We start from the raw sequence: 19,654 nt of genomic DNA on the forward strand, positions 1-19,654 counted from the left end.
ATTACAATCTCATTCATACTGTTAAATAAATATTTCGTTCTTCGAAAAATATGAAGGGGAATGAACGCGCTCTATCGAATTGTTTTCGATGAATACATTTACAAGGGGGATGACATGTAATGCGGAAAAAAGTAGTGGTTTCATTAGCGGTGGCATTGGCTTATATGGGTTCGCTAACCTCATCGGCAATGGCAGCTGATGCAGTTAAATCGGACTTAAAGGTATTGCTGAGCGGTAAGGCAGCAGAGTTCTCGGATCGCGCCTATTTGGTAGACAACAGCTTGTACGCACCCTATGAATTAATTGCTAAAGCGGTAGGAGCTGAAGCTAAATGGAATGCAGCTACCAAGACACTTGCTTTGAGTAAGGATGGTAATACCGTTCAGCTTACGGCTGATGCAGCAGCGCAGAAAGTCAATGGACTGACTGTGGCCACAGGAACACCGCTTCAGCTCATTAATGGCAGCGCTTATGTGCCAGTCCGCCTTGTCTATGAAACATTCGGAAATCAGATAAGCTATGATTCTCAAATTAGAACGGTGAGCCTGGCTACCTATACTCAGCCCGGTTTTAAAGTATTTGGCGTTGGAGAGCAGCAACATGTGACTGGAAGCGAGCTTCGAGCTTCTATTGTTACATTAAATCATAACTTGAAGGATTATACTCAAAATAAAGAATCCAAAAAAGGTGAAGGCCACCTTCTTGCAGCATTGGATGCTGATCCTCTTGCGGAATCGGCTTTGAAAATAACTAAAGGCGAGCCCATCGTATTTAAAAACCTGAAGCCAGGCGAGCACACTTTGAATGTCCAGCTGGTAGGCAATGATCAAAAGCCAATTCAGCCTGAAGTGAAGCAAGCTATCAAGTTCCGTTCGATTGGAACGTCCATTCTGACGGATCTGGATCCTGAGCAAGCGACCGGCATGCGGATCGAAGGAGTGACGGGGGACAAGCAAGGCAGATTGTACACCATTGACATGGATTCCAAACAATTATTTCGCATTGCTCCTGAGACAGGAAAAGCTGAAGTGCTGACTGTTTTACCTCGCTCAGCCACGGGTATGGTTTTCGATAGTAAAGGCAACCTCTATATGGCAAGCGGTGGCGGTCAAGGTGTAGAAGGAGTCGTTTTACGTGTGCCGGCAAAGGCTTTAGAGGGTGGAGCTTTTGATTCAAGCTTGGTGGAAACATTCGTTAGCGGCACTAACGGGGCTAATGGATTAGTATTTGACGCATCTGGAAACCTGTATGTCAGCGGCGGTGCAACCGGAAATGTGTATGTCGTGAAGCCTAATGGCGAAAGCAAGGTTTGGGCTAGCGGCATTGCGGCAGAGCGTAAGGAGCAGTTAATCACTGTGAATGGCCTCGACTTTGGTAAAGACGGTCTTCTCTACATTGCCAATACGAGCTCAGGCGAGATTCACAGGGTTAAAGTAAATGCCGACGGTTCGTTCGGTAAGGTAGAGAGTGTTGCTAAAGATCCATTGCTATACGGTGCGGACGGCATTATGTTTGGCCCGGATGGGGATCTTTATGTATGTGCCAATGAGCGCAACGCAATTGTTAAAGTAACCGTGAATGGCAAGGTAACTGAAGTAACGGCGAATGATAATAAAGGAATACTGGAGTTTCCGGCAAGCTTGCATTTTGTAGGAACTACCATGTACATTAGCAACTTTGATGTGCAGCGGGGCGCGAATAATCCGAACACTCCAGGAATTGGCGCTTCCATTGTCAAACTTGAATTAGGCGGCAAATAATTGAATATAAGATGAATTAACGGGCATCGGCTGAAAAGCCGATGCCTTATTTCACGCTGTTATCCCCCTCCGGGAAGCATTCCCGTTCTTTCAAGCAGCCACCAGAAGGCGCGGATAAAGATGAGAACGGAGCCTGCGATAATAATGGTTCTTCGCCATTTTCCCCGCCTCACCCATAGCAGCAAAGGAAGCACGGCAAATACAACTGCCAACTGACCGATCTCAACTCCAAGATTAAATATTAGCAGTGAACTGACGAAATAGGCTTTAGGAAGCCCGATTTCCTCCAACGCACCGGCAAAACCGAGACCATGGACAAGTCCGAAAATAAAGGTCAGTACCCAACGCATAGCGTATTTGCCGGATACTATATTTTCCAAAGCCACATAACAGATCGACAGAGCGATAGCAGCTTCAATCCAGACTGGATTCAGGCTCACATATCCCAAGGAAGCGAGCAGTAGAGTGATGCTATGCGCCACAGTAAATGCAGTGACGATTTTCACGATATCCCGATATCCTGCCGCTACCAGAATGAGTGAGAATAAAAACAATAAGTGATCAAAGCCTAGTAAAATATGCTCGATGCCGAGCAGGAAATATTTCCACAGAACAGCAGTCTGTCCGGCAGTATGCAGTGACTCGAAATGATAGGAGCGGTGCATGCTGTCAAAGATGGTTTGGTCCACATCCTTGCCGTTCATAATGAGGGCGAAATTAAGATGGTTAGGATCTTCTTGGTCGAACAGCATTGTATACTCAATGGTAAACCCGAAGATAGGTTCCCTGCTTGTATAATTAATCAGAAAGGTTATTCCATTAATGGACTCCTTGGTGCTTTTCTCCAGGGACTCAAGACTGAAATCCATGGGTTCCAAATTTTGCAGCAAACGAACCTTAGCTCTTAGTTCATTTTCCAGCTCTGTTTTATATAAGGTGATTTCTTCTGTGGAAAGGGAGCCGTCATGGTTTTCATCATACTTTTGCAGGCTGTATTCAGGGATAAATAGCTCATATTTAACGCTATTTTGCATCACCGTCAGCTGTGAATAACCATTATTTAACGGATGAGCGCTAGCGGCCTGTCTATCATTGCTTACAGCTAAAAAAGATGCTAGAATTAGTAGAATTATTACCCATTTTATTTGAGAGCAGACTCTCATAGCTCTGTTCATTAGCCACCTCTGCTTGTTGTTGTTACTTATTGTCATTGCTAAGTTCATAATAATCAAATTCGGGCAGGAGTCAAACTCTGCGCGTTAGTATTGAGGAGGAATGGTATATGCTGCGTTTGGGACAAAAGGTATATATCGTAGCAGATAGCTTCGAGCAAAATTTGCCCGTCGGTGATTACGGTTATATAATCGCTTACGACCGCAATTCGGATAATGTATTTGATTATGTTGTTAGAGTACCCAAAATAAACAAGCATTTTTTTGTGCCTACTGTGGATATTGAACTGGAGGAAGTTTTGGTTCAGCAGGAGGTAGACAGACTGGAACGCGAGGCGTTGATAGATTTTGCGCTGGCTACTCGTAACGAGGAGTTATTCCGCCGTATCATGAATGGGGAAGAAGCGGAAGCGGAGAGTGTAGAAACCGTCAAGGAAGTACAGTCGCAGGCTGATTTTATTAAACAGGTTAATCTAAAAGCATGGATTTAAACTAAGCAAATACTTGGGCAGCTTTAGGCGGGAAAGTACATGAACCGCAGAAATGCTGTTTTTTTGTGCCAAAAAAGCGGCTGTCAGGATGGTTTGGATTGCAATGGAGGACGGCAAGTTTTTTCTGTTCCATGTGATTTTGCTCACATCGCAATCTGTCAGTCCATGGTAAAGTAAAGGTGTGGAAGGGAAGCAACAACCATTCACAATCAAGATTTTAAAAAAGAAAGGATCATGTGCCATGGTGAAGAAAATGACCACTTGCTGCAAATCCCAATCATCGATAATCCGCCTGCATATGCACTCAATAGGATGAAAATTTTTTCGACTGTTATGTGAAAATAATCACAATTCTTACAGCAACTAGCTTTTTCATATTAAGGATTGTCAATTCTACTAAATAGGGAGATGGATGATCATGTTAAAATGGGTTCAAGAAAATGTTTATGCTGCTTGGCTGCTGCTGATTGTCAGGTTATATGTCGGTTATGAGTGGGTTACTGGCGGGTGGCACAAGCTTACAGCCGGATTCGATGCCACTGGATTTATCAAGGGGGCCGTTACAAAGCCACTCGTTGATAAAGCTACTAATGAGCTTATCTATCCAACGTATACCGCATTTTTACAAAACTTTGCACTGCCGAACGCTAAATTGTTTAATATAATTATACCATTCGGTGAACTGCTGGTTGGGTTGGGGCTAATCCTTGGAGCTTTGACAACAGCAGCAGCATTCTTCGGAATTCTAATGAACTTCATGTTCATGTTCGCAGGAACGGTTAGCACTAATCCTTGGATGATCCTGCTTGGAACCATCGTATTTGTGGCTGGCACGAACGCGGGAAGATGGGGCGTCGATTACTACCTGATGCCTTACATCCGCAAAGCGCTGCACAGAAGGAATAAAGGTGATAAGCCAAAGGCTGTAGGCGGGGGCACTCATACTCCCAATACTGCAGCTCATGCCTAAAAGAGTCTAGCCAAAGCAGGCTGGCATAAAGCAAGTCTTGATGACCGTGGAGCTTCCAAGCCACGGTCTTTTTATAATATCAGACTTTATAGTTTCCAGCGGAGCTGAAGAAGTCTGATATTGCAAGAAAAGCTACAACTAATACACGAATGTGTCTTCCTGGAAAGGGCTTCGATCAGAAGCTTTTCTTATGGGCAGAATTTATATGTTTTGGAGTGAGCGAAGCTTATCCCTTATTTCAATTTTTGTTATCGCAGCACTAACCAATTCTATAATTGAGTTCAAATTCTATCTAGTCTATAATAAGAAGATGAATTTTCGGCTATGATGTCGAAGTATGCAAAGGAAAGTTATGAAAGGCGGGGGGCATTCGATGAGTATTACAATTAAAGATGTAGAGCATGTAGCTAATTTGGCCAGACTTGAACTGAGTGAGCAGGAGAAGCATAAGTTCACCCAACAGATGAATGCTATTTTAAAATATGCGGAAAAGCTGAATGAGCTTGATACAGACCATGTAGAGCCGACTAGTCATCCGGTGCCGCTTGTCAACGTAATGCGCGAGGATGTAACCAAACCATCGTTGTCAATTGAACAAGTAATGCTGAATGCTCCGGACGAAGAGGATGGACAAATCAAAGTGCCGGCTGTTCTGGAATAATGCCTGAACTGCATTAGCACGGAAATGTACGATATTTGAAGGGAGGATGCTGTTTTGTCTTTATTTGATCTTAAATTACAAGAAATACATAATCGGCTGAAAGCCAAAGAAATAACGGTTTCCGACTTGGTGAATGAATCCTATGGACGGATCGGACAGGTGGACGGCAAAGTTAAAGCGTTCCTGACGCTCGATGAAGAAAATGCCCGCTCGGCAGCGAAAGCATTGGACGAGCAGCTTGGGTCCAGTGATTCGAGAGGATTGCTATTCGGCTTGCCTATCGGTATCAAGGACAACATTGTGACCGAAGGTGTTACTACTACATGTGCGAGTCAATTCCTGCGTAATTTTAACCCGGTCTATGATGCTACGGTCGTCACCAAATTGAAGGAAGCACAAGCCGTTTCCATTGGTAAATTGAATATGGACGAGTTCGCCATGGGAGGCTCCAACGAGAATTCCAGCTTCCATACTACCTACAATCCGTGGAATTTGGAGCATGTTCCCGGCGGTTCAAGCGGCGGCTCGGCTGCGGCGGTTGCTGCGGGAGAGGTTTACTTCTCACTTGGCTCTGACACTGGCGGCTCCATCCGTCAACCGGCGGCGTACTGCGGTATCGTTGGCTTAAAGCCTACATATGGCCTTGTATCGCGCTTTGGATTGGTTGCCTTTGCGTCCTCTTTGGACCAGATCGGTCCTTTGACCAAAAACGTTGAGGACAGCGCTTATTTGCTGCAAGCAATTGCAGGCTATGATCCTAAGGATTCCACTTCCGCTAAAGTGGACATTCCAGACTACCTGAGCGCATTAAGCGGTGATGTTAAAGGCTTGCGGATTGCTTTGCCTAAAGAATACATGGGCGAAGGAATCGATCCTAAAGTCCGTGAGGCTGTACAATCTGCGCTCAAAGTTTTGGAAGGCTTGGGAGCTGTGGTTGAAGAGGTTTCCTTACCGCATTCCGAATATGCCGTTGCCACCTATTATTTGCTTGCGTCCTCAGAGGCTTCCTCCAACCTGGCTCGTTTTGACGGCGTCCGTTACGGTGTCCGTGCAGAGAATCCGAGAAACCTTTTGGAGTTGTATCACAGGTCGCGCAGCGAAGGCTTCGGGCCGGAAGTGAAGCGTCGTATTATGCTTGGAACTTATGCGTTAAGCTCGGGCTATTATGATGCGTATTACCTGAAAGCGCAAAAGGTGCGCACCTTGATCAAGCAGGATTTTGACAACGTATTTGAAAAGTATGATGTCATCATCGGACCAACGGCACCAACTACTGCTTTCAAAGTAGGCTCTCAGGTGGATAACCCATTAACGATGTATTTAAACGATATTATGACAATTCCTGTGAACCTCGCAGGTGTTCCGGCAATCAGTATTCCATGTGGTTTTGCAGAAGGCTTGCCGGTTGGTTTACAGATCATTGGCAAGGCTCTTGATGAATCAACTATTTTACGTGTAGCTCATGCTTTCGAGCAGAACACGGATTTCCATAAGCAGCGCCCTGCATTAGACTAGAAAAGCTGGAAAGGAGCATATCCCCTATGTCGGTAACGGAAACAAAATACGAAACGGTCATTGGGCTGGAGGTTCACGTTGAACTGCACACCCAATCCAAAATTTTTTGCGGCTGCTCCACCCAGTTCGGAGCACCGCCTAATACTCATACATGTCCGGTATGTCTCGGCCACCCGGGTGTACTGCCAGTGCTGAATAAGCAGGCGGTTGAATATGCGATGAAAGCTGCAATGGCGCTTAATTGCCAGGTTGCTACAGACAGCAAGTTTGACCGAAAAAATTATTTTTATCCGGATTCACCTAAAGCCTATCAAATTTCCCAGTATGACAAGCCAATTGGTGAGCATGGCTGGATAGAGATTGAAGTGAACGGGCAGACCAAGCGTATCGGGGTTACTCGCGTGCATCTTGAGGAAGACGCAGGTAAGCTGACGCATGTTGATGGAGGCTACGCAACACTTGCCGACTATAACCGTGTTGGTACTCCTTTGATCGAAATCGTTTCGGAACCCGATTTGCGCTCTCCGGAGGAAGCTCGCGCTTACCTGGAGAAGCTAAAAGCGATCATGCAGTATTGCGATGTATCCGATGTGAAGATGGAGGAAGGCTCGCTTCGCTGCGATGCCAACGTCAGTATCCGTCCTTACGGACAGAAGGAATTCGGAACACGAGCTGAGCTGAAAAACATGAACTCCTTCCGCGGTGTGCAGAAGGGACTGGAGTATGAGGAATGGCGTCAAGCCGATGTATTGGACAGCGGCGGCAAGGTAGTACAGGAAACGCGTCGTTGGGATGAAGCCCAAGGCAAGACGATCATGATGCGCAGTAAGGAAGAGGCGCATGATTATCGTTATTTCCCGGATCCGGATCTGGTGCGGCTATTCATTGATGACGAGTGGAAGGCACGTGTTAAAGCGAGCATCCCTGAGCTTCCCGATGCGCGTAAGAAACGTTATGTAGCTGAATACAATCTTCCAGGTTATGACGCCGAAGTCATTACGTCTTCGATCAAGCTTGCGGATTTCTTCGAGGAAAGCTTGAACTACACTAAAGATGCCAAAGCTGTATCCAACTGGATTATGGGTGACTTGCTCGGCTTCCTTAATGCCAATAATCAGGAGCTGGAGCAGGTTCAGATTACAGGCAAGGGCCTTGGTGAAATGATCGGCTTGATCGAAAAAGGGACTATTAGCAGCAAGATTGCCAAAACCGTGTTCAAAGCAATGCTTGAAACCGGTAAGGGGCCATTAACGATCGTTGAGGAACAGGGTCTTGTACAAATCAGTGATGAAGGAGCGATCAAAGCTGTGGTTGAGCAAATAGTTGCTAATAACCCACAATCTGTTGTTGACTTCAAAGCCGGTAAAGACAAAGCCGTAGGTTTCCTGGTAGGGCAAGTCATGAAAGAGACTAAAGGCAAAGCCAATCCTGGCTTGGTTAACAAGCTAATTATGGACTGTCTGAATCAATAGCAGTAGAGTAATTATACAAGGAGCCTTCCGCTGAATAGCGTGAAGGCTCCTTGTTATGGGTTGGCTCAAAATTAAATTAGGAACTATTATATCGGTCGTATTGGGAGAAATTTCAAATAGAGAGTGGATTGTGATAGAACGCTGTTGTATACTTTGGCTAATCAGCTTTAGTTAATGCGCATGAGGGGGACCTCTATGATTCGCCAAATTGATTTGAATGATAACTCTCAAGTGCTGGACCTGCTTATGCTGCAGCAGTTGTCCTATCGCATTGAAGCCAAGCTCATCGGCTTCAAGGAAATTCCGCCGTTATGGGATTCGCCCAAGACACTGCGCGAATCCGGGGAATTATTTTTCGGCTATTATGAAGATAACCGGTTGGCTGGCAGCGTTTCAGTTAAGCAATCACCCAAGGAATTGACCATTTGCCGAATGATGGTCCACTCCTCGTATTTTCGCCGCGGCATCGCAAGCAGCCTGCTCGAATATGCTGAAAGTCTGGCAATTCCCGGCATGATGATCAAAGTATCGACAGGCACGAAGAATGAACCGGCAGTTAACTTATATCGTAAGTACGGCTATGAGCCTGATCAGACTATGGACATCGCAAAGGGGGTAACGCTCACCATATTTACGAAGGTAGCTCTCCCGTTGGATAATCAGTAAAAGTGACAGGCTGTCCGTTAATCATTTTTTCATTATTACTAGTTCCAACGGTTAAGGAAAGCACATCATTCCTTCTAGTCTTGTAAACAATGTTAAGCTTACCATTCGTCTCTGCGAAAGGGATTATTGTATAAGCTGCTCTTTGGTTATTCATGCTCTTAGCCCAATCAGCGAGACTGTCTATACCAAGAGCAGCCGCCTCTTTACAAGATACAACCTCCATTACAACTCCGTTCAACCCGTCTTGCAAAGGACTTGTAATAGAAATACGGTCTATTTTTTCTATGTGCGTATAATCGTTCATTAAATGAAACGCCATATATACATTACCTACGCGTCCATACCCGCTTTGCTGATCAAAATGCCACTCTCCCTTGGGCAAGCAGCCCACAAGCTCCTGGCATGTTTCATTCATTTCTAAGCTGGGTAAGCTTGAAGGAAGCTCCCACAATTGGATTATGCAATCTTTATGAAACAACACCTCACCGTAAGGACTTGCGTGACGATCATCTCCGCTTTTATATTTGGCCCCTGGATGAAAGAACAGCGCTTGGTTGACATGGTTATTGTCTTTAAGTGCTTGAGAAGTTAAGGGAAGTGTAATATCCCATCGCTGCTGCTCATTATCAAACTCGGTCCGCCGTTCCCAGACGCCTCCAGCTGCGTAATCTTCCGTAATATATACATAGGTATGTGCCTCTTCCGTTACTACGCCATCCACGCCCGCGAATTGGATAGTCCGCTTTACCTCCTGTGGCAGTTGACGGTTAACGGCCCTTTGTACAATATCCTCAGCGACCTCATAAGTGAACAATGAGGCTCCCTCCAGCCGGGTAATAGCGACCGGTTCCGGAAAATCACCGAAAGCAATGTAATCAAGCAGGGTGTTGTTGTCCAGCGGCCCATCGTGCGGCCATTGGCGTGATTGGGCGCCTACCCAAGTACCCTTTAAATAATAATCGGCACGTATGCGCCATAATGTGTCCAGCATTTCACTTACAATCCTCTGAACATTCGGGTTATCCACCAATTCCCATACACATGTAAAGGCTTGAATCCAATGCCAGTGCCACGGCAGACATCCATATTCTTTAAATCCGAATTTCTTAATGTGCTGCAGCTGCTGCTTAAGAAAGCTCAAGCCCTGCTCCAACAGCTCCTTGTCGTCAAATTGATGGGCTAGAAGCAGTTTTAATGCTGTATGTTTAGCCTCATGATGGTGGATTTGCTGCAGCGGGTGACGGTACACATCACTTTGATAAATATGAAGTATCGCAAGGCTTAAATCGCTTTTCAGTCCTATTGGCAATGTGTGTTGATATTTGTTGTAGAATAAAATAATTAAGCAGCCCATAAGCTCGACTGGCAATGGATGCGCTTTGGCTGCCGCTGGATTGTCTCCAAGTCCTAACGGCCAATGTCCGTACATGGGATGGTTTGAATCCTGAACCTGAAGCTTCAAGACGTTCCCGATCATATCGACAGCTAATTGCATTGCCGTATTTCTCTGTTCTTCATTCATATTGTCATCCCCATTCCGCTCAACGCATGAAGCGAAAAGGTGGGTAGCATAGTAGAAATTATCGCGAATATCGCTATGGAACCAGAATCCGCTTGGCAGCAAAGGAAGCTCAATAGCCTTGCGTGCAGCCAATTTGCGTATGGCATTTCTTCGTTCAGTTACACTATGTGTTTGACCAGTCATTACAGTTCCTCCCGATTTCTTATCTGTCTTACTTCAATAGCAGCAATTTGGATCCTTGTGTCATTATATTAGTGTAACGGAGCTGAAATGGAAGTCAACCGTTCTTTTGTCAAAAACATCTTTAAACGAATAACGTCAACCATGGTAAAATAAACTTCTACCTTCCCTACTTTCATAAAAATGTTCTTCAAATTTGAAGGGTTTCTTCGAATGATATCGTCTAACTGAAAAGAATGAAAAATAAAGGCGGTGAAACGATGGAACAATTGACGGATGAACAACTGGTTGACCAAATCCGTCAAGGCGATGAGGAAGCTTACCGCTTCTTGATAGAGCGTCATAGCCAGTATATTTATACGCTCGTCTATCGCATGGTTGAGCATCGCGAAACCGCCGAAGATTTGACTCAGGATATTTTTATTAAACTGTACAGGTCATTAGGTCAATTTCGGGGGGATGCCAAATTTACTACATGGTTGTATCGCTTAACCGTTAATCTGGTTACAGACTTCCGGCGATCGCAGCGGCGCAAGCCGTACGAGGCTATTTTGGATAAAGTAAAGGGATGGATGGGCAAGCGGCAGGAGGAGCCTGAAGCCATGGCATTGCAAAAAGAAGAGCAGGAGACAGTGCAGCGGCTTCTTGCGGAGCTTCCAGATAAATATAGGCTTATTTTGTATTTGTATCATTTCAAACAGCTATCGTATCATGAAATTGCAGAAGCGACCCAGCTACCTTTGAAAACAATTGAGACCCGTCTATATCGTGGCAAGGCTTTGCTTAAACAAAAATGGCAGGAGGTGCGCAACAATGAAAAACTTACATCTGAACGATCGTCAACTGCAGCGGTATCTAAATAGAATGTGCTCGGAACTGGAATTTAATAAAATGGGAAAGCACATTCATGGATGCACTAGCTGCCGAACTCGTCTGCATACCCTTCTCGAAATGGAATTTCTGCTTGATCAAATGCCGTTGCTTGCTGCTCCGCCTATGCTTGAGGACCGTATTATGGAGTCCATTAATGCCGAATCCAGAGCAACTTTAGGTAACCAGGCGGTACCACCATCCGCTAATCAGAAGCCAGGAGCATCTAAGGTAAAGCGCTATCGCTCCGAGCTTGTCAATGGGCTTATTGCTGTGGCAGCAACCTATTTATTTATTAATTCTGGTATAATTGGGAAAATCATTTCAATTAATGCAGATAGTTGGGGAGCAGACGTTCAAAATCGGGTTGCTGCTATCGAATCTGTCGTTACACGAATTTCTATACAATTGTTATCCTAATAAAACTACGCTCAGGATCGGAGGTTATCCTACATGGAAGAACCAAACAAAAAACCGTATCAAACGGATGAAGACCAAGAAGAAGCATTTATACGAGAGCGAATGGAACGGTGGAATTCCAACTCCTCCAAGCAGCAGAATACATTCGATCCATTCAGGATTCGGCCTCGCAAAAGTAAAGTTGTTTCAGGAATTCTTTCTTTTCTAGTGCCAGGTACCGGTCAGCTATATTTGGGTTTAATGCAGCGTGGGATGACGATCATGCTTTTGCTGATCTTAAATATTTTTGCGATAGTGTTTTATGCCACCAATGCCAGTACAAGTATTCCATTGATTGTTTTGTTCTCGCTGTTTATCCCGGTCATTTATTTTTACAACATATTTGACGCATTGCAGCAAACGGATAAAGTGAACGGCCAGTGGAGCGGGTCATATACGGATCCTATAGATGATGCTGACTCATCGGTAAATCGTTCCTTCAAGAAGCTGTCGAAGGGAAGCGGCCTTGGTTATTTACTTGTTATAGGCGGTATCATTTTATTCCTGGTCAGCAGTAAGCCGGCGTGGCTCAATAGTATCTTCGAACTGCTTGGATCTTCGATTGGTGCGATTATTCTGATCGTTATCGGCGTTGTTATGTTTTTAAGAGAATCGACCAAAAAATAATACAATGCCTCTATGAGAGAAAGGAGCGCAAAGATCATGCGCAAAGCGGGGCGCTTTACAGCGGCGTTATTATTGATAGCTGTCGGTGCTGCAGTGATGACGGACCAATATGCCGGAACCCATTGGACGAGTCTGCTTATCGACTGGTGGCCGGTCTTGTTTATTACATTGGGCTTGGAGTACATCGCATTCAATATGAAGTATGGAGAAAGTGATAAGCAGCTGAAGCTGGATGTTGGCGGCGTGGTATTTGCAGTACTTATTTCGGCGGTTGTTATTGGCAGTACGCAGTCTACGGAGACGATTCGTGGTTGGTTTGGCCAAATAAATCTTTCCAATCATTGGGGATCAATGATGAGCGGGGAAGGCAGCAAGTTTCAGAAAGAGACTGTTTCTATCCCCATCCCTGCGGGAGTTGATCATATATCTGTCCTTAATCACAGCAACGGGAGTGTAACCGTTAAATCGGGTACCTCGGACCAGCTGCTAATTGATATGACCGTTTATGTTGCACTGAGTGACGAGAAAGAGGCGGCTTCTATTGCCGACCAAACCCAGTTGAAGAATAGCCTGGATGGCAATAATCTTAAGCTTATTACAGAAGGCAAGACGTTCGGTGATGGACCGCCATGGATGACCCGAAGACCAAGTATAGATATGGTTATTACGGTGCCGTCTCGGGTACAAGTTAGCATGGATCTTGAAATGTCCAACGGTAAATTTAAAGCAGATCAGCTCACATTCAAAAAAGACTTGAAGGTCCGCACAACCAATGGTGAAATTCAGGTAACCTCCATTAATGGCAATCTGGATTTGGAGTCTACCAACGCAGCCATCAAAGCAGCGAAAACAAAAGGAAATATGCAGCTTGGGACGACCAACGGCTCCATTGAGATAGATGACCATCAAGGAAATGCGCGGATTACATCTACTAACGGAAGATTAAGGACAGCTGGCGTAACAGGCTCTATAGAAGCCGGGACAACGAACGGAGGCATAATAGTCACCGATGCCCCTCAAGAGCTGAAAGCTCATACAACCAATGGCTCCGTTGAAGTAACCAGCCGCATTGTGAATGGAAACTGGGATGTGGAAACGAGTCATGGTAAAGTTACATTAAAGCTGCCGCCAAGCGGAGACTACAAATTAAAAGGCGAAGGGCAAAATAGCCAAATCCATTCAAATTTGCCGCTCCAAATTCGTAAAAATAAGATCGAAGGAACTATTGGAAGTGGAAAGCATGATATACGTATCGAAACAAAAGGCTCCTTGTCCATCCAAGCTGTAGAATGATTTGTAGAGGAATTGTGAAATGGACTGTTAACTTGATTGACAAATGGAAACAATGCCGCTTACAATAAATCAAACCCTTTTTTATGAATTAATAGGCGGTGAGGCAGCATGGATTCCAGGATGGAGCAAGCATTAACCAAGTTAAAGATGACAGGCGTGCGTATGACTCCACAAAGACATGCGATTCTTGCCTATCTTTTAAAAACGATGTCACATCCTACTGCAGATGAGATTTACAAAGCCTTGGCACCCCGTTTTCCAAGTATGAGTGTAGCTACCGTGTATAATAATCTCAAGGTTTTCATTGAAGTGCATCTTGTCAGGGAAATGACTTATGGCGATCATTCGAGCCGCTTTGATGCCGACATGTCGGATCATTATCATGCGCTATGCGAGGAATGCGGCAAGCTGGTTGATTTTACTTATAAACCACTTGATGATTTGGAAAGAACGGCTGGTATTGAAACAGGGTTTTTAGTAAAAAGCCATCGTGTTGAAGTGTATGGGCTTTGTGCTGATTGCGCAACAGTGCGTCATACTCATTAAATACAGGTTCTGTAACCGATTAATAAAGAGTCCGTAGCGTGCTTGAGTTCCTTGTTATCAAGGTCTCAAGCACGTTTTGTTCATAGACCTTTTGAGGGCTTCATCTGAAGTCAACCGGAATCGCCGCGAAGAGCTTGTCCAACTTTTAAGGGAGTTATTGCAACTTATCCTTTTGAATTAACGTATAATGATATGATCTAAAAACCATCATCATGGGAGTGAAAAGATGGAACCGGAATACCCGACGAAATTGCCTGGAAGAAAGAAATCGAGAAAGTGGCCTTTCCTTTTAACATTTACAGCTATTATTTTTGGTGCTGGAGCTGTATTGTATTTTAACCAATTTATCCCGTCCAGCGAACATGAAACGCCTACCTTCAATGAAAATTCTAAACCGGTCTTCTATAAGGGGGCAATGCTCGATAAGCCTGCTGAAGGTAAAGAGGAAGGGTTAAAGCTGCCTTTTGCAACGGTGCAGGAGCTGTTGGACCCGACTATGATTTATGAGGAAGCAAGCGAATCAACCATTATTACTACACAGGATAAAGTCATCCGTTTACGTACAAGCCAATTGACAGGCATGCTTAACGAGAAGCCCTTTAATTTAAAATTCCCGCTTGAGAAAGTGAATGGAGCTTTATATTTACCTATGGAGCCGCTTAAGCAGCTGTATTCCTTCGAGCTTCGTGAATCGAAGGACACAGGTGCGGTTATTTTGGTTAAAGAAGGCGATTCGATAGAGTGGGCAAAGACGGCGTCGTACACGGATAAGCCAACAAAGACTATTCCGATGCGCAATGGACCGACAATCAAATCCCCGATTCTGGTTGATGTAGGCCAGCAAGAAGAGGTGATGATCTGGTCTGAGGAGCAGGAATGGTACAAGGTTCAGTTAAAGAATGGTTACCAGGGCTACATTAAGAAGGATCATCTGCAGCAGGAGCATCGCAAGGAAGTCATTCCTGAGCAGCCAACACCACCACCATTTGTCCCGCTCAAGCCAATTAATGGGAAGATAAACCTGACTTGGGAGCAAGTCGTAACCAAGACGCCGGATGCTACTAAATTTGTGCCAATGCCTGGTTTGAATGTGGTTAGCCCAACCTGGTTTCATCTTGAAGATGGACAGGGTAATTTGAAAAATATTGCTGATCCCGCTTACGTTAAATGGGCTCATAGTCAAAATATCCAGGTTTGGGGATTATTCAGCAATGGTTTTGAACCAAAAAGAACGACAGAAGCTCTCGCTACCTACGATAAACGGATGAAAATGATCAAGCAGCTTCTGAGCTTTGCCCAATTATATTCGCTTCAGGGCATCAATATCGATTTTGAGAATGTAAATGTCAAGGACAAGGAAGAGCTTGTGCAGTTCGTTCGCGAGATGGTTCCATTGATGCATGAACAAGGACTTGTAGTATCTATAGATGTTACGCCGAAATCAACCAATGAAAATTGGTCCTTATTCTATGATCGCAAAGCATTAATTGAATCTGTGGATTATATGATGCTTATGGCATATGATGAGCATTGGGCCAGCAGCCCAACCTCGGGTTCTGTGGCTTCTCTGCCGTGGGTGGAGAGCAGTCTCACTCGAATGATGAAGGAAGACCGCATACCTGCCTCCAAGCTCATTTTGTCCATTCCTTTCTATACAAGGATATGGACGGAGGAAACAGTTGACGACAAGGTCAAGGTGAGCTCCAGAGCAGTGTTTATGGAAAATCCCCAAAAGCTGATCAAGGATAAAAAGCTGACGCCTGTTTTTAAGTCGGATGTAGGACAAAACTATGTTGAGTACAAAGAAGGAAACAAGCTTAACCGAATTTGGCTTGAGGATGAAGTCTCAATTAAAGCGAGAATGGATCTGGTCAAGAAGTATGGACTGGCAGGAGTCGCATCCTGGAGAAGAGGCTATGAAACTCCACAAATTTGGGGCATCATAGATGACGCGCTTAAATAATATGAGAAAAAGAGCTCCTAACGCTGCGGATTGCAGTAGAGGGGGCTCTTTTTTTGGTAGAAATAGGAAGATAGGATTGTGCTTTGTATGCTCAGCCTCGACAAGTATGCTTGTTTTGTGGATGAAGAAGGCATCTGTTATTGATTCATTGTCTGTTTAAACATTTGCATTAGGATCGTGTTTAGGATCCAGGGATAAGATTGTTTTACAGAACATACAACGGTCTGTTTTGCCAAGCAGCTTGGTTGGTTTGCCGCATTCAGGGCATTCGATCACGGTTGTGCTTGTGGACATCATACCGGCCCAGAAATACACTGCCATGCTTGCTAGCATAGCTATTGCTCCCAGAACCATAAAGATACCGGCCATAATTTTACCGGCAGCCCCCCAGTTAAATACAATTCCAGCCAACCCGACAATCATAAGCAGCATGCCGCCCATTGTTAACAAAAGGCCCCATAACCGGAACTCATTGACTTTACTTGATTTGAATTTCATCGTTGTCACTTCTTTCTTCCAAAATAAATTGTGATAGTTGTCACATAATTAATGCAGGAAACCGACCAACTTTGTAGAAATAAGATGTATCAACGAAAAGTGAGTTTTGGAGGCTGCAGCGATGAATGCCATAAAGGAACAGCTGGTTGCCAGGCTCCGTGAAGATGAAGCAGTTATCAGTATATTGGCGGTGGATAATCCATCATTGTTTTCCGCTATCACGGACGGATTTGATCTGCTTCTGCTGGTCATCTCAAAAGAAGACCTGAAAACCGATCAACAATATCATTATATAAAAGACAACTGCCGTATACAAGAAAGATGGATAAGTCCTTCTGATCTTGAGAGCTTGATTCTGCACGGGGAGCATCGAAACCTTATCTACTGGATCTTAAAAGGAGAGATTCTTCTGGATCGAGAAACGTATTTAGAAGGCTTGAGGCACCGTACTTTGGAGTTTCCGGCAGAATTGCGCGAACATAAGCTGATCATTGAATTTTCCAGATTTTTGAGAAGATATTTGGAGAGCAAGGAATACATTTTGGAAGATCACGTTCTGGATGCCTACAATAACATCTTGGATGCGCTGCATCATTGGGCCAGGATTGTTATCATTGAAGCGGGAATTCATCCTGAAGTAACCGTTTGGCGCCAGATCAAGTCGATCAATCCCGGGGTTTACAAGCTGTATGAGGAACTGACATTAAGTACAGAAACTCTGAAGCAGCGTGTGCAGCTGGTACTGCTCGCTTGTGAGTTCTCTGTCATGAACAAGATGGAACGCTGCTGCAAAATGTTATTGGATGTTCTATCAAGCCGTGAGCAAGCCTGGAGCTTATATGAGCTTCAACAGCATGTGAAATTAGCGGATATCCGGATGGAGCTTCCTTTATTGCTCAATAGATTGGTGAAAAAGTCATTGGCCAAAGAAATCATCTACACTTCAGATATACATGTTTCTGAATTGGAAATCCGTTATATGAACATGTAAGGTTAGTTTGATAAGATTTTCACAATAAAGCGACATGCAAATTATTTTCTGATATAATCGTGTTAATTGAATACCACTAGGGGAGCCCTTATTGCAAAGCGGGGCTGAGAGAAGGAAGCTTGTTCCTTGACCCTTGGAACCTGATTTGGCATGCGGCCTGCATGCTTCTGGATGATACCAGCGTAGGGAAGTGGACGAAAGTAATCAAGCTGATTTTTCAGTGTGATTTACAGAGTCAACCCCTATGGGGTTGGCTTTTTTTGTTGATTTTTAATTGGTATAAGAGGTTAGGAAAGCGGGGTGTGCATGGTGCAGTTGGTCATTAATGGCGAGAACAGAGAAGTAACGGAAGTTTCAACGATTACTGATTTATTGGTTTTGTTTAAGCTGGAGCAAAAAATTTTGGTAGTTGAGCTTAATCGCGAAATCATAGAACGGACACAGTATGACTCAATGGCGCTTAAGGAAGGGGACCGGCTCGAAATCGTTCATTTTGTAGGCGGGGGCTAAAGAGCTGTAACCCTGATTTTATTCTAAACTATTCTATTGGAGGCTTAACGCTATGAGTGACATTTTAAAGATAGGTCCATATGAATTTAAATCCAGACTGCTGTTAGGAACGGGGAAGTTTACATCTCTTGATATTCAAAATCAAGCTGTACAGGCCTCGGAGGCCGATGTATTGACATTTGCGATTCGACGTTTGCCCATTGACAACCCTGAAGCGCCTAATTTTCTGGAGACCTTGGATTTAAAAAAGTTTACCTTGCTTCCTAATACTGCTGGAGCTTACTCCGTAGAAGAGGCTGTACGTATTGCCAAGCTGGCTAAAGCTACAGGTTTATGCGATATGATCAAAGTGGAGGTTATTGGTGATCCAAGAACGTTGCTGCCTGACCCTATAGGTACATTAGAGGCTACCAAGATTTTGGTGGATCTCGGCTTTATTGTGCTGCCCTACACATCAGACGATCCGATATTGGCTCGCAAGCTTCAGGAGGCAGGTGCTGCTGCGGTAATGCCGGGAGCGTCACCGATTGGTTCAGGACAGGGTATAGCTAATCCGAATCAGCTGCGCTTTATTATTGAAGAGGCCAAAGTTCCTGTAATTGTGGATGCTGGGATTGGAGGGCCTGCAGATGCTGCTCTGGCTATGGAGCTTGGGGCTGACGGAGTATTGTTGAATACTGCAGTTGCAGGTGCAGGGAATCCGGCATTAATGGCTGAAGCATTTAAGCTTGCCGTTATCGCAGGGCGTAAAGGCTTCTTGGCAGGACGTATTGCAAAAAAACGCTATGCTTCTGCAAGTAGTCCTGAGGAAGGCATGATAGAATAAGGGGCATAGATACCGAACATATTTGTCATAATAAGTGAGGGATAGTGGGAGAGAGCCAAGTCCTTGTTAATGAGGCGGTTCTCTTTTTTCTTCTTTTTAAAAAAAGATTAGTTTTATGCTTGACTTTATATATTAGCCCATGATATATTACTCCTCGCCGCTAAAAAGGCAAGTTGATTTAGAAAGCTTTACCAAGTGATGTTATGAAATAAATTAAAAAATAACACTTGCAATCAACTGGGTCGATGTGGTATATTAAGAAAGTCGCCGCTAAAAACAGCGACAACAAATGACAAAAGAAGATATGGAACAAAAAGTATCGCTTTGTCAACGATTGCCCTTTGAAAACTGAACAACGAGTGAGTGTTAAAATAGAGAATGTAAATTCTCGCTAGTATTACTTTTGAGCTTAAGACAAGCTTGCGTTAAACGGTCTTCGTGACCAACTTTAATGGAGAGTTTGATCCTGGCTCAGGACGAACGCTGGCGGCGTGCCTAATACATGCAAGTCGAGCGGATTGTTCCTTCGGGAACAGTTAGCGGCGGACGGGTGAGTAACACGTAGGCAACCTGCCTGTAAGACCGGGATAACTATCGGAAACGATAGCTAAGAGCGGATAGCTGGATGGAACGCATGTTCTGTTCATGAAACACGGAGCAAT

General features: G+C 44.5%; 19 protein-coding genes, 1 rRNA gene and 1 riboswitch. Of the genes, 17 read left to right on the top strand and 3 right to left on the bottom strand.

Annotation, left to right across the window (positions count from 1 at the left end; genetic code table 11):
• Nucleotides 1-119: 119 nt before the first annotated feature.
• On the top strand, nt 120-1,760 hold the full coding sequence (locus NV381_RS32150) for a stalk domain-containing protein (protein WP_258217399.1): 1,641 nt from the start codon (nt 120-122) through the stop codon (nt 1,758-1,760).
• A gap of 59 nt (nt 1,761-1,819) precedes the next feature.
• Here NV381_RS32150 and NV381_RS32155 read toward each other — a convergent pair whose 3' ends face one another.
• Complete coding sequence (locus NV381_RS32155; RefSeq protein ID WP_258217400.1) at nt 1,820-2,935, bottom strand: HupE/UreJ family protein; 1,116 nt, start codon at nt 2,933-2,935, stop codon at nt 1,820-1,822.
• 107 nt (nt 2,936-3,042) lie between these two features.
• On the opposite strand from NV381_RS32155, the gene NV381_RS32160 reads away from it, so the two are divergent.
• The 6 genes from NV381_RS32160 (at nt 3,043) to NV381_RS32185 (ending at nt 8,707) form a co-directional block, all read left to right on the top strand.
• Nucleotides 3,043-3,423, top strand: coding sequence for an ATPase (locus tag NV381_RS32160; protein ID WP_258217401.1), 381 nt, complete (start codon nt 3,043-3,045; stop codon nt 3,421-3,423).
• A gap of 415 nt (nt 3,424-3,838) precedes the next feature.
• Complete coding sequence (locus tag NV381_RS32165) at nt 3,839-4,393, top strand: DoxX family membrane protein (RefSeq protein ID WP_258217416.1); 555 nt, start codon at nt 3,839-3,841, stop codon at nt 4,391-4,393.
• A gap of 373 nt (nt 4,394-4,766) precedes the next feature.
• Nucleotides 4,767-5,054, top strand: a complete 288-nt coding sequence (gene gatC / locus NV381_RS32170) for an Asp-tRNA(Asn)/Glu-tRNA(Gln) amidotransferase subunit GatC (RefSeq protein ID WP_258217402.1) — start codon at nt 4,767-4,769, stop codon at nt 5,052-5,054.
• Between the two features lie 54 nt (nt 5,055-5,108).
• Nucleotides 5,109-6,569, top strand: a complete 1,461-nt coding sequence (gatA, locus tag NV381_RS32175) for an Asp-tRNA(Asn)/Glu-tRNA(Gln) amidotransferase subunit GatA (RefSeq protein WP_258217403.1) — start codon at nt 5,109-5,111, stop codon at nt 6,567-6,569.
• 26 nt (nt 6,570-6,595) lie between these two features.
• The gene (gene gatB / locus NV381_RS32180) at nt 6,596-8,041 is read left to right on the top strand and encodes an Asp-tRNA(Asn)/Glu-tRNA(Gln) amidotransferase subunit GatB (protein ID WP_258217404.1); all 1,446 of its coding nucleotides are present in this window, start codon (nt 6,596-6,598) and stop codon (nt 8,039-8,041) included.
• A gap of 195 nt (nt 8,042-8,236) precedes the next feature.
• Nucleotides 8,237-8,707, top strand: coding sequence for a GNAT family N-acetyltransferase (locus NV381_RS32185; RefSeq protein ID WP_258217405.1), 471 nt, complete (start codon nt 8,237-8,239; stop codon nt 8,705-8,707).
• On the opposite strand, the gene NV381_RS32190 is transcribed toward NV381_RS32185, so the two are convergent.
• Nucleotides 8,673-10,412, bottom strand: coding sequence for a hypothetical protein (locus NV381_RS32190; protein ID WP_258217406.1), 1,740 nt, complete (start codon nt 10,410-10,412; stop codon nt 8,673-8,675). The two genes, NV381_RS32185 and NV381_RS32190, sit on opposite strands and share 35 nt — an antisense overlap.
• A 257-nt stretch (nt 10,413-10,669) precedes the next feature.
• Here NV381_RS32190 and NV381_RS32195 point away from each other — a divergent pair, with 257 nt between their 5' ends.
• The 6 genes from NV381_RS32195 (at nt 10,670) to NV381_RS32220 (ending at nt 16,167) form a co-directional block, all read left to right on the top strand.
• The gene (locus tag NV381_RS32195; protein ID WP_258217407.1) at nt 10,670-11,272 is read left to right on the top strand and encodes an RNA polymerase sigma factor; all 603 of its coding nucleotides are present in this window, start codon (nt 10,670-10,672) and stop codon (nt 11,270-11,272) included.
• On the top strand, nt 11,223-11,699 hold the full coding sequence (locus NV381_RS32200; protein WP_258217408.1) for a hypothetical protein: 477 nt from the start codon (nt 11,223-11,225) through the stop codon (nt 11,697-11,699). Before NV381_RS32195 ends, NV381_RS32200 begins: the two co-directional genes overlap by 50 nt.
• A gap of 33 nt (nt 11,700-11,732) precedes the next feature.
• Nucleotides 11,733-12,365 carry a hypothetical protein gene (locus NV381_RS32205; protein ID WP_258217409.1) on the top strand — a complete coding sequence of 211 codons (633 nt, stop codon included), beginning with the start codon at nt 11,733-11,735 and terminating at the stop codon, nt 12,363-12,365.
• Nucleotides 12,366-12,401: 36 nt separating this feature from the next.
• Nucleotides 12,402-13,658, top strand: coding sequence for a DUF4097 family beta strand repeat-containing protein (locus NV381_RS32210; RefSeq protein ID WP_258217410.1), 1,257 nt, complete (start codon nt 12,402-12,404; stop codon nt 13,656-13,658).
• Nucleotides 13,659-13,766: 108 nt separating this feature from the next.
• Entirely contained in the window at nt 13,767-14,204 is a 438-nt protein-coding gene (locus tag NV381_RS32215) for a Fur family transcriptional regulator (RefSeq protein WP_258217411.1), read from the top strand.
• A gap of 226 nt (nt 14,205-14,430) precedes the next feature.
• Nucleotides 14,431-16,167 carry a glycosyl hydrolase family 18 protein gene (locus NV381_RS32220; RefSeq protein WP_258217412.1) on the top strand — a complete coding sequence of 579 codons (1,737 nt, stop codon included), beginning with the start codon at nt 14,431-14,433 and terminating at the stop codon, nt 16,165-16,167.
• 156 nt (nt 16,168-16,323) lie between these two features.
• Here NV381_RS32220 and NV381_RS32225 read toward each other — a convergent pair whose 3' ends face one another.
• Nucleotides 16,324-16,665: a DUF2614 family zinc ribbon-containing protein gene (locus NV381_RS32225; protein WP_171650843.1), complete on the bottom strand. Its 342-nt coding sequence runs from the start codon at nt 16,663-16,665 to the stop codon at nt 16,324-16,326.
• 121 nt (nt 16,666-16,786) lie between these two features.
• Between NV381_RS32225 and NV381_RS32230 the strand changes: the two genes are divergently transcribed.
• The 4 genes from NV381_RS32230 to NV381_RS32245 all read left to right on the top strand — a co-directional run.
• The gene (locus NV381_RS32230; RefSeq protein WP_258217413.1) at nt 16,787-17,656 is read left to right on the top strand and encodes a nucleotidyltransferase-like protein; all 870 of its coding nucleotides are present in this window, start codon (nt 16,787-16,789) and stop codon (nt 17,654-17,656) included.
• 68 nt (nt 17,657-17,724) lie between these two features.
• Nucleotides 17,725-17,862: riboswitch (TPP riboswitch) on the top strand.
• Nucleotides 17,863-17,965: 103 nt separating this feature from the next.
• Entirely contained in the window at nt 17,966-18,166 is a 201-nt protein-coding gene (thiS, locus tag NV381_RS32235; protein ID WP_258217417.1) for a sulfur carrier protein ThiS, read from the top strand.
• A gap of 52 nt (nt 18,167-18,218) precedes the next feature.
• Nucleotides 18,219-18,992, top strand: a complete 774-nt coding sequence (locus NV381_RS32240; protein WP_308862384.1) for a thiazole synthase — start codon at nt 18,219-18,221, stop codon at nt 18,990-18,992.
• 448 nt (nt 18,993-19,440) lie between these two features.
• Nucleotides 19,441-19,654 (top strand): 16S ribosomal RNA (locus tag NV381_RS32245); the annotation flags it as partial.

It is taken from the genome of Paenibacillus radicis (ex Xue et al. 2023) (assembly GCF_024722015.1).
Classification (GTDB): Bacteria; Bacillota; Bacilli; order Paenibacillales; family NBRC-103111; genus Paenibacillus_S.

Coding starts and splice junctions, on each gene's coding strand:
- NV381_RS32150 (WP_258217399.1), top strand. CDS start 120: ATGCGGAAAAAAGTAGTGGTTTCATTAGCGGTGGCATTGGCTTATATG.
- NV381_RS32155 (WP_258217400.1), bottom strand. CDS start 2,935: ATGAACAGAGCTATGAGAGTCTGCTCTCAAATAAAATGGGTAATAATT.
- NV381_RS32160 (WP_258217401.1), top strand. CDS start 3,043: ATGCTGCGTTTGGGACAAAAGGTATATATCGTAGCAGATAGCTTCGAG.
- gatC (WP_258217402.1), top strand. CDS start 4,767: ATGAGTATTACAATTAAAGATGTAGAGCATGTAGCTAATTTGGCCAGA.
- gatB (WP_258217404.1), top strand. CDS start 6,596: ATGTCGGTAACGGAAACAAAATACGAAACGGTCATTGGGCTGGAGGTT.
- NV381_RS32185 (WP_258217405.1), top strand. CDS start 8,237: ATGATTCGCCAAATTGATTTGAATGATAACTCTCAAGTGCTGGACCTG.
- NV381_RS32190 (WP_258217406.1), bottom strand. CDS start 10,412: ATGACTGGTCAAACACATAGTGTAACTGAACGAAGAAATGCCATACGC.
- NV381_RS32195 (WP_258217407.1), top strand. CDS start 10,670: ATGGAACAATTGACGGATGAACAACTGGTTGACCAAATCCGTCAAGGC.
- NV381_RS32200 (WP_258217408.1), top strand. CDS start 11,223: ATGAAAAACTTACATCTGAACGATCGTCAACTGCAGCGGTATCTAAAT.
- NV381_RS32205 (WP_258217409.1), top strand. CDS start 11,733: ATGGAAGAACCAAACAAAAAACCGTATCAAACGGATGAAGACCAAGAA.
- NV381_RS32210 (WP_258217410.1), top strand. CDS start 12,402: ATGCGCAAAGCGGGGCGCTTTACAGCGGCGTTATTATTGATAGCTGTC.
- NV381_RS32215 (WP_258217411.1), top strand. CDS start 13,767: ATGGATTCCAGGATGGAGCAAGCATTAACCAAGTTAAAGATGACAGGC.
- NV381_RS32220 (WP_258217412.1), top strand. CDS start 14,431: ATGGAACCGGAATACCCGACGAAATTGCCTGGAAGAAAGAAATCGAGA.
- NV381_RS32225 (WP_171650843.1), bottom strand. CDS start 16,665: ATGAAATTCAAATCAAGTAAAGTCAATGAGTTCCGGTTATGGGGCCTT.
- NV381_RS32230 (WP_258217413.1), top strand. CDS start 16,787: ATGAATGCCATAAAGGAACAGCTGGTTGCCAGGCTCCGTGAAGATGAA.
- NV381_RS32240 (WP_308862384.1), top strand. CDS start 18,219: ATGAGTGACATTTTAAAGATAGGTCCATATGAATTTAAATCCAGACTG.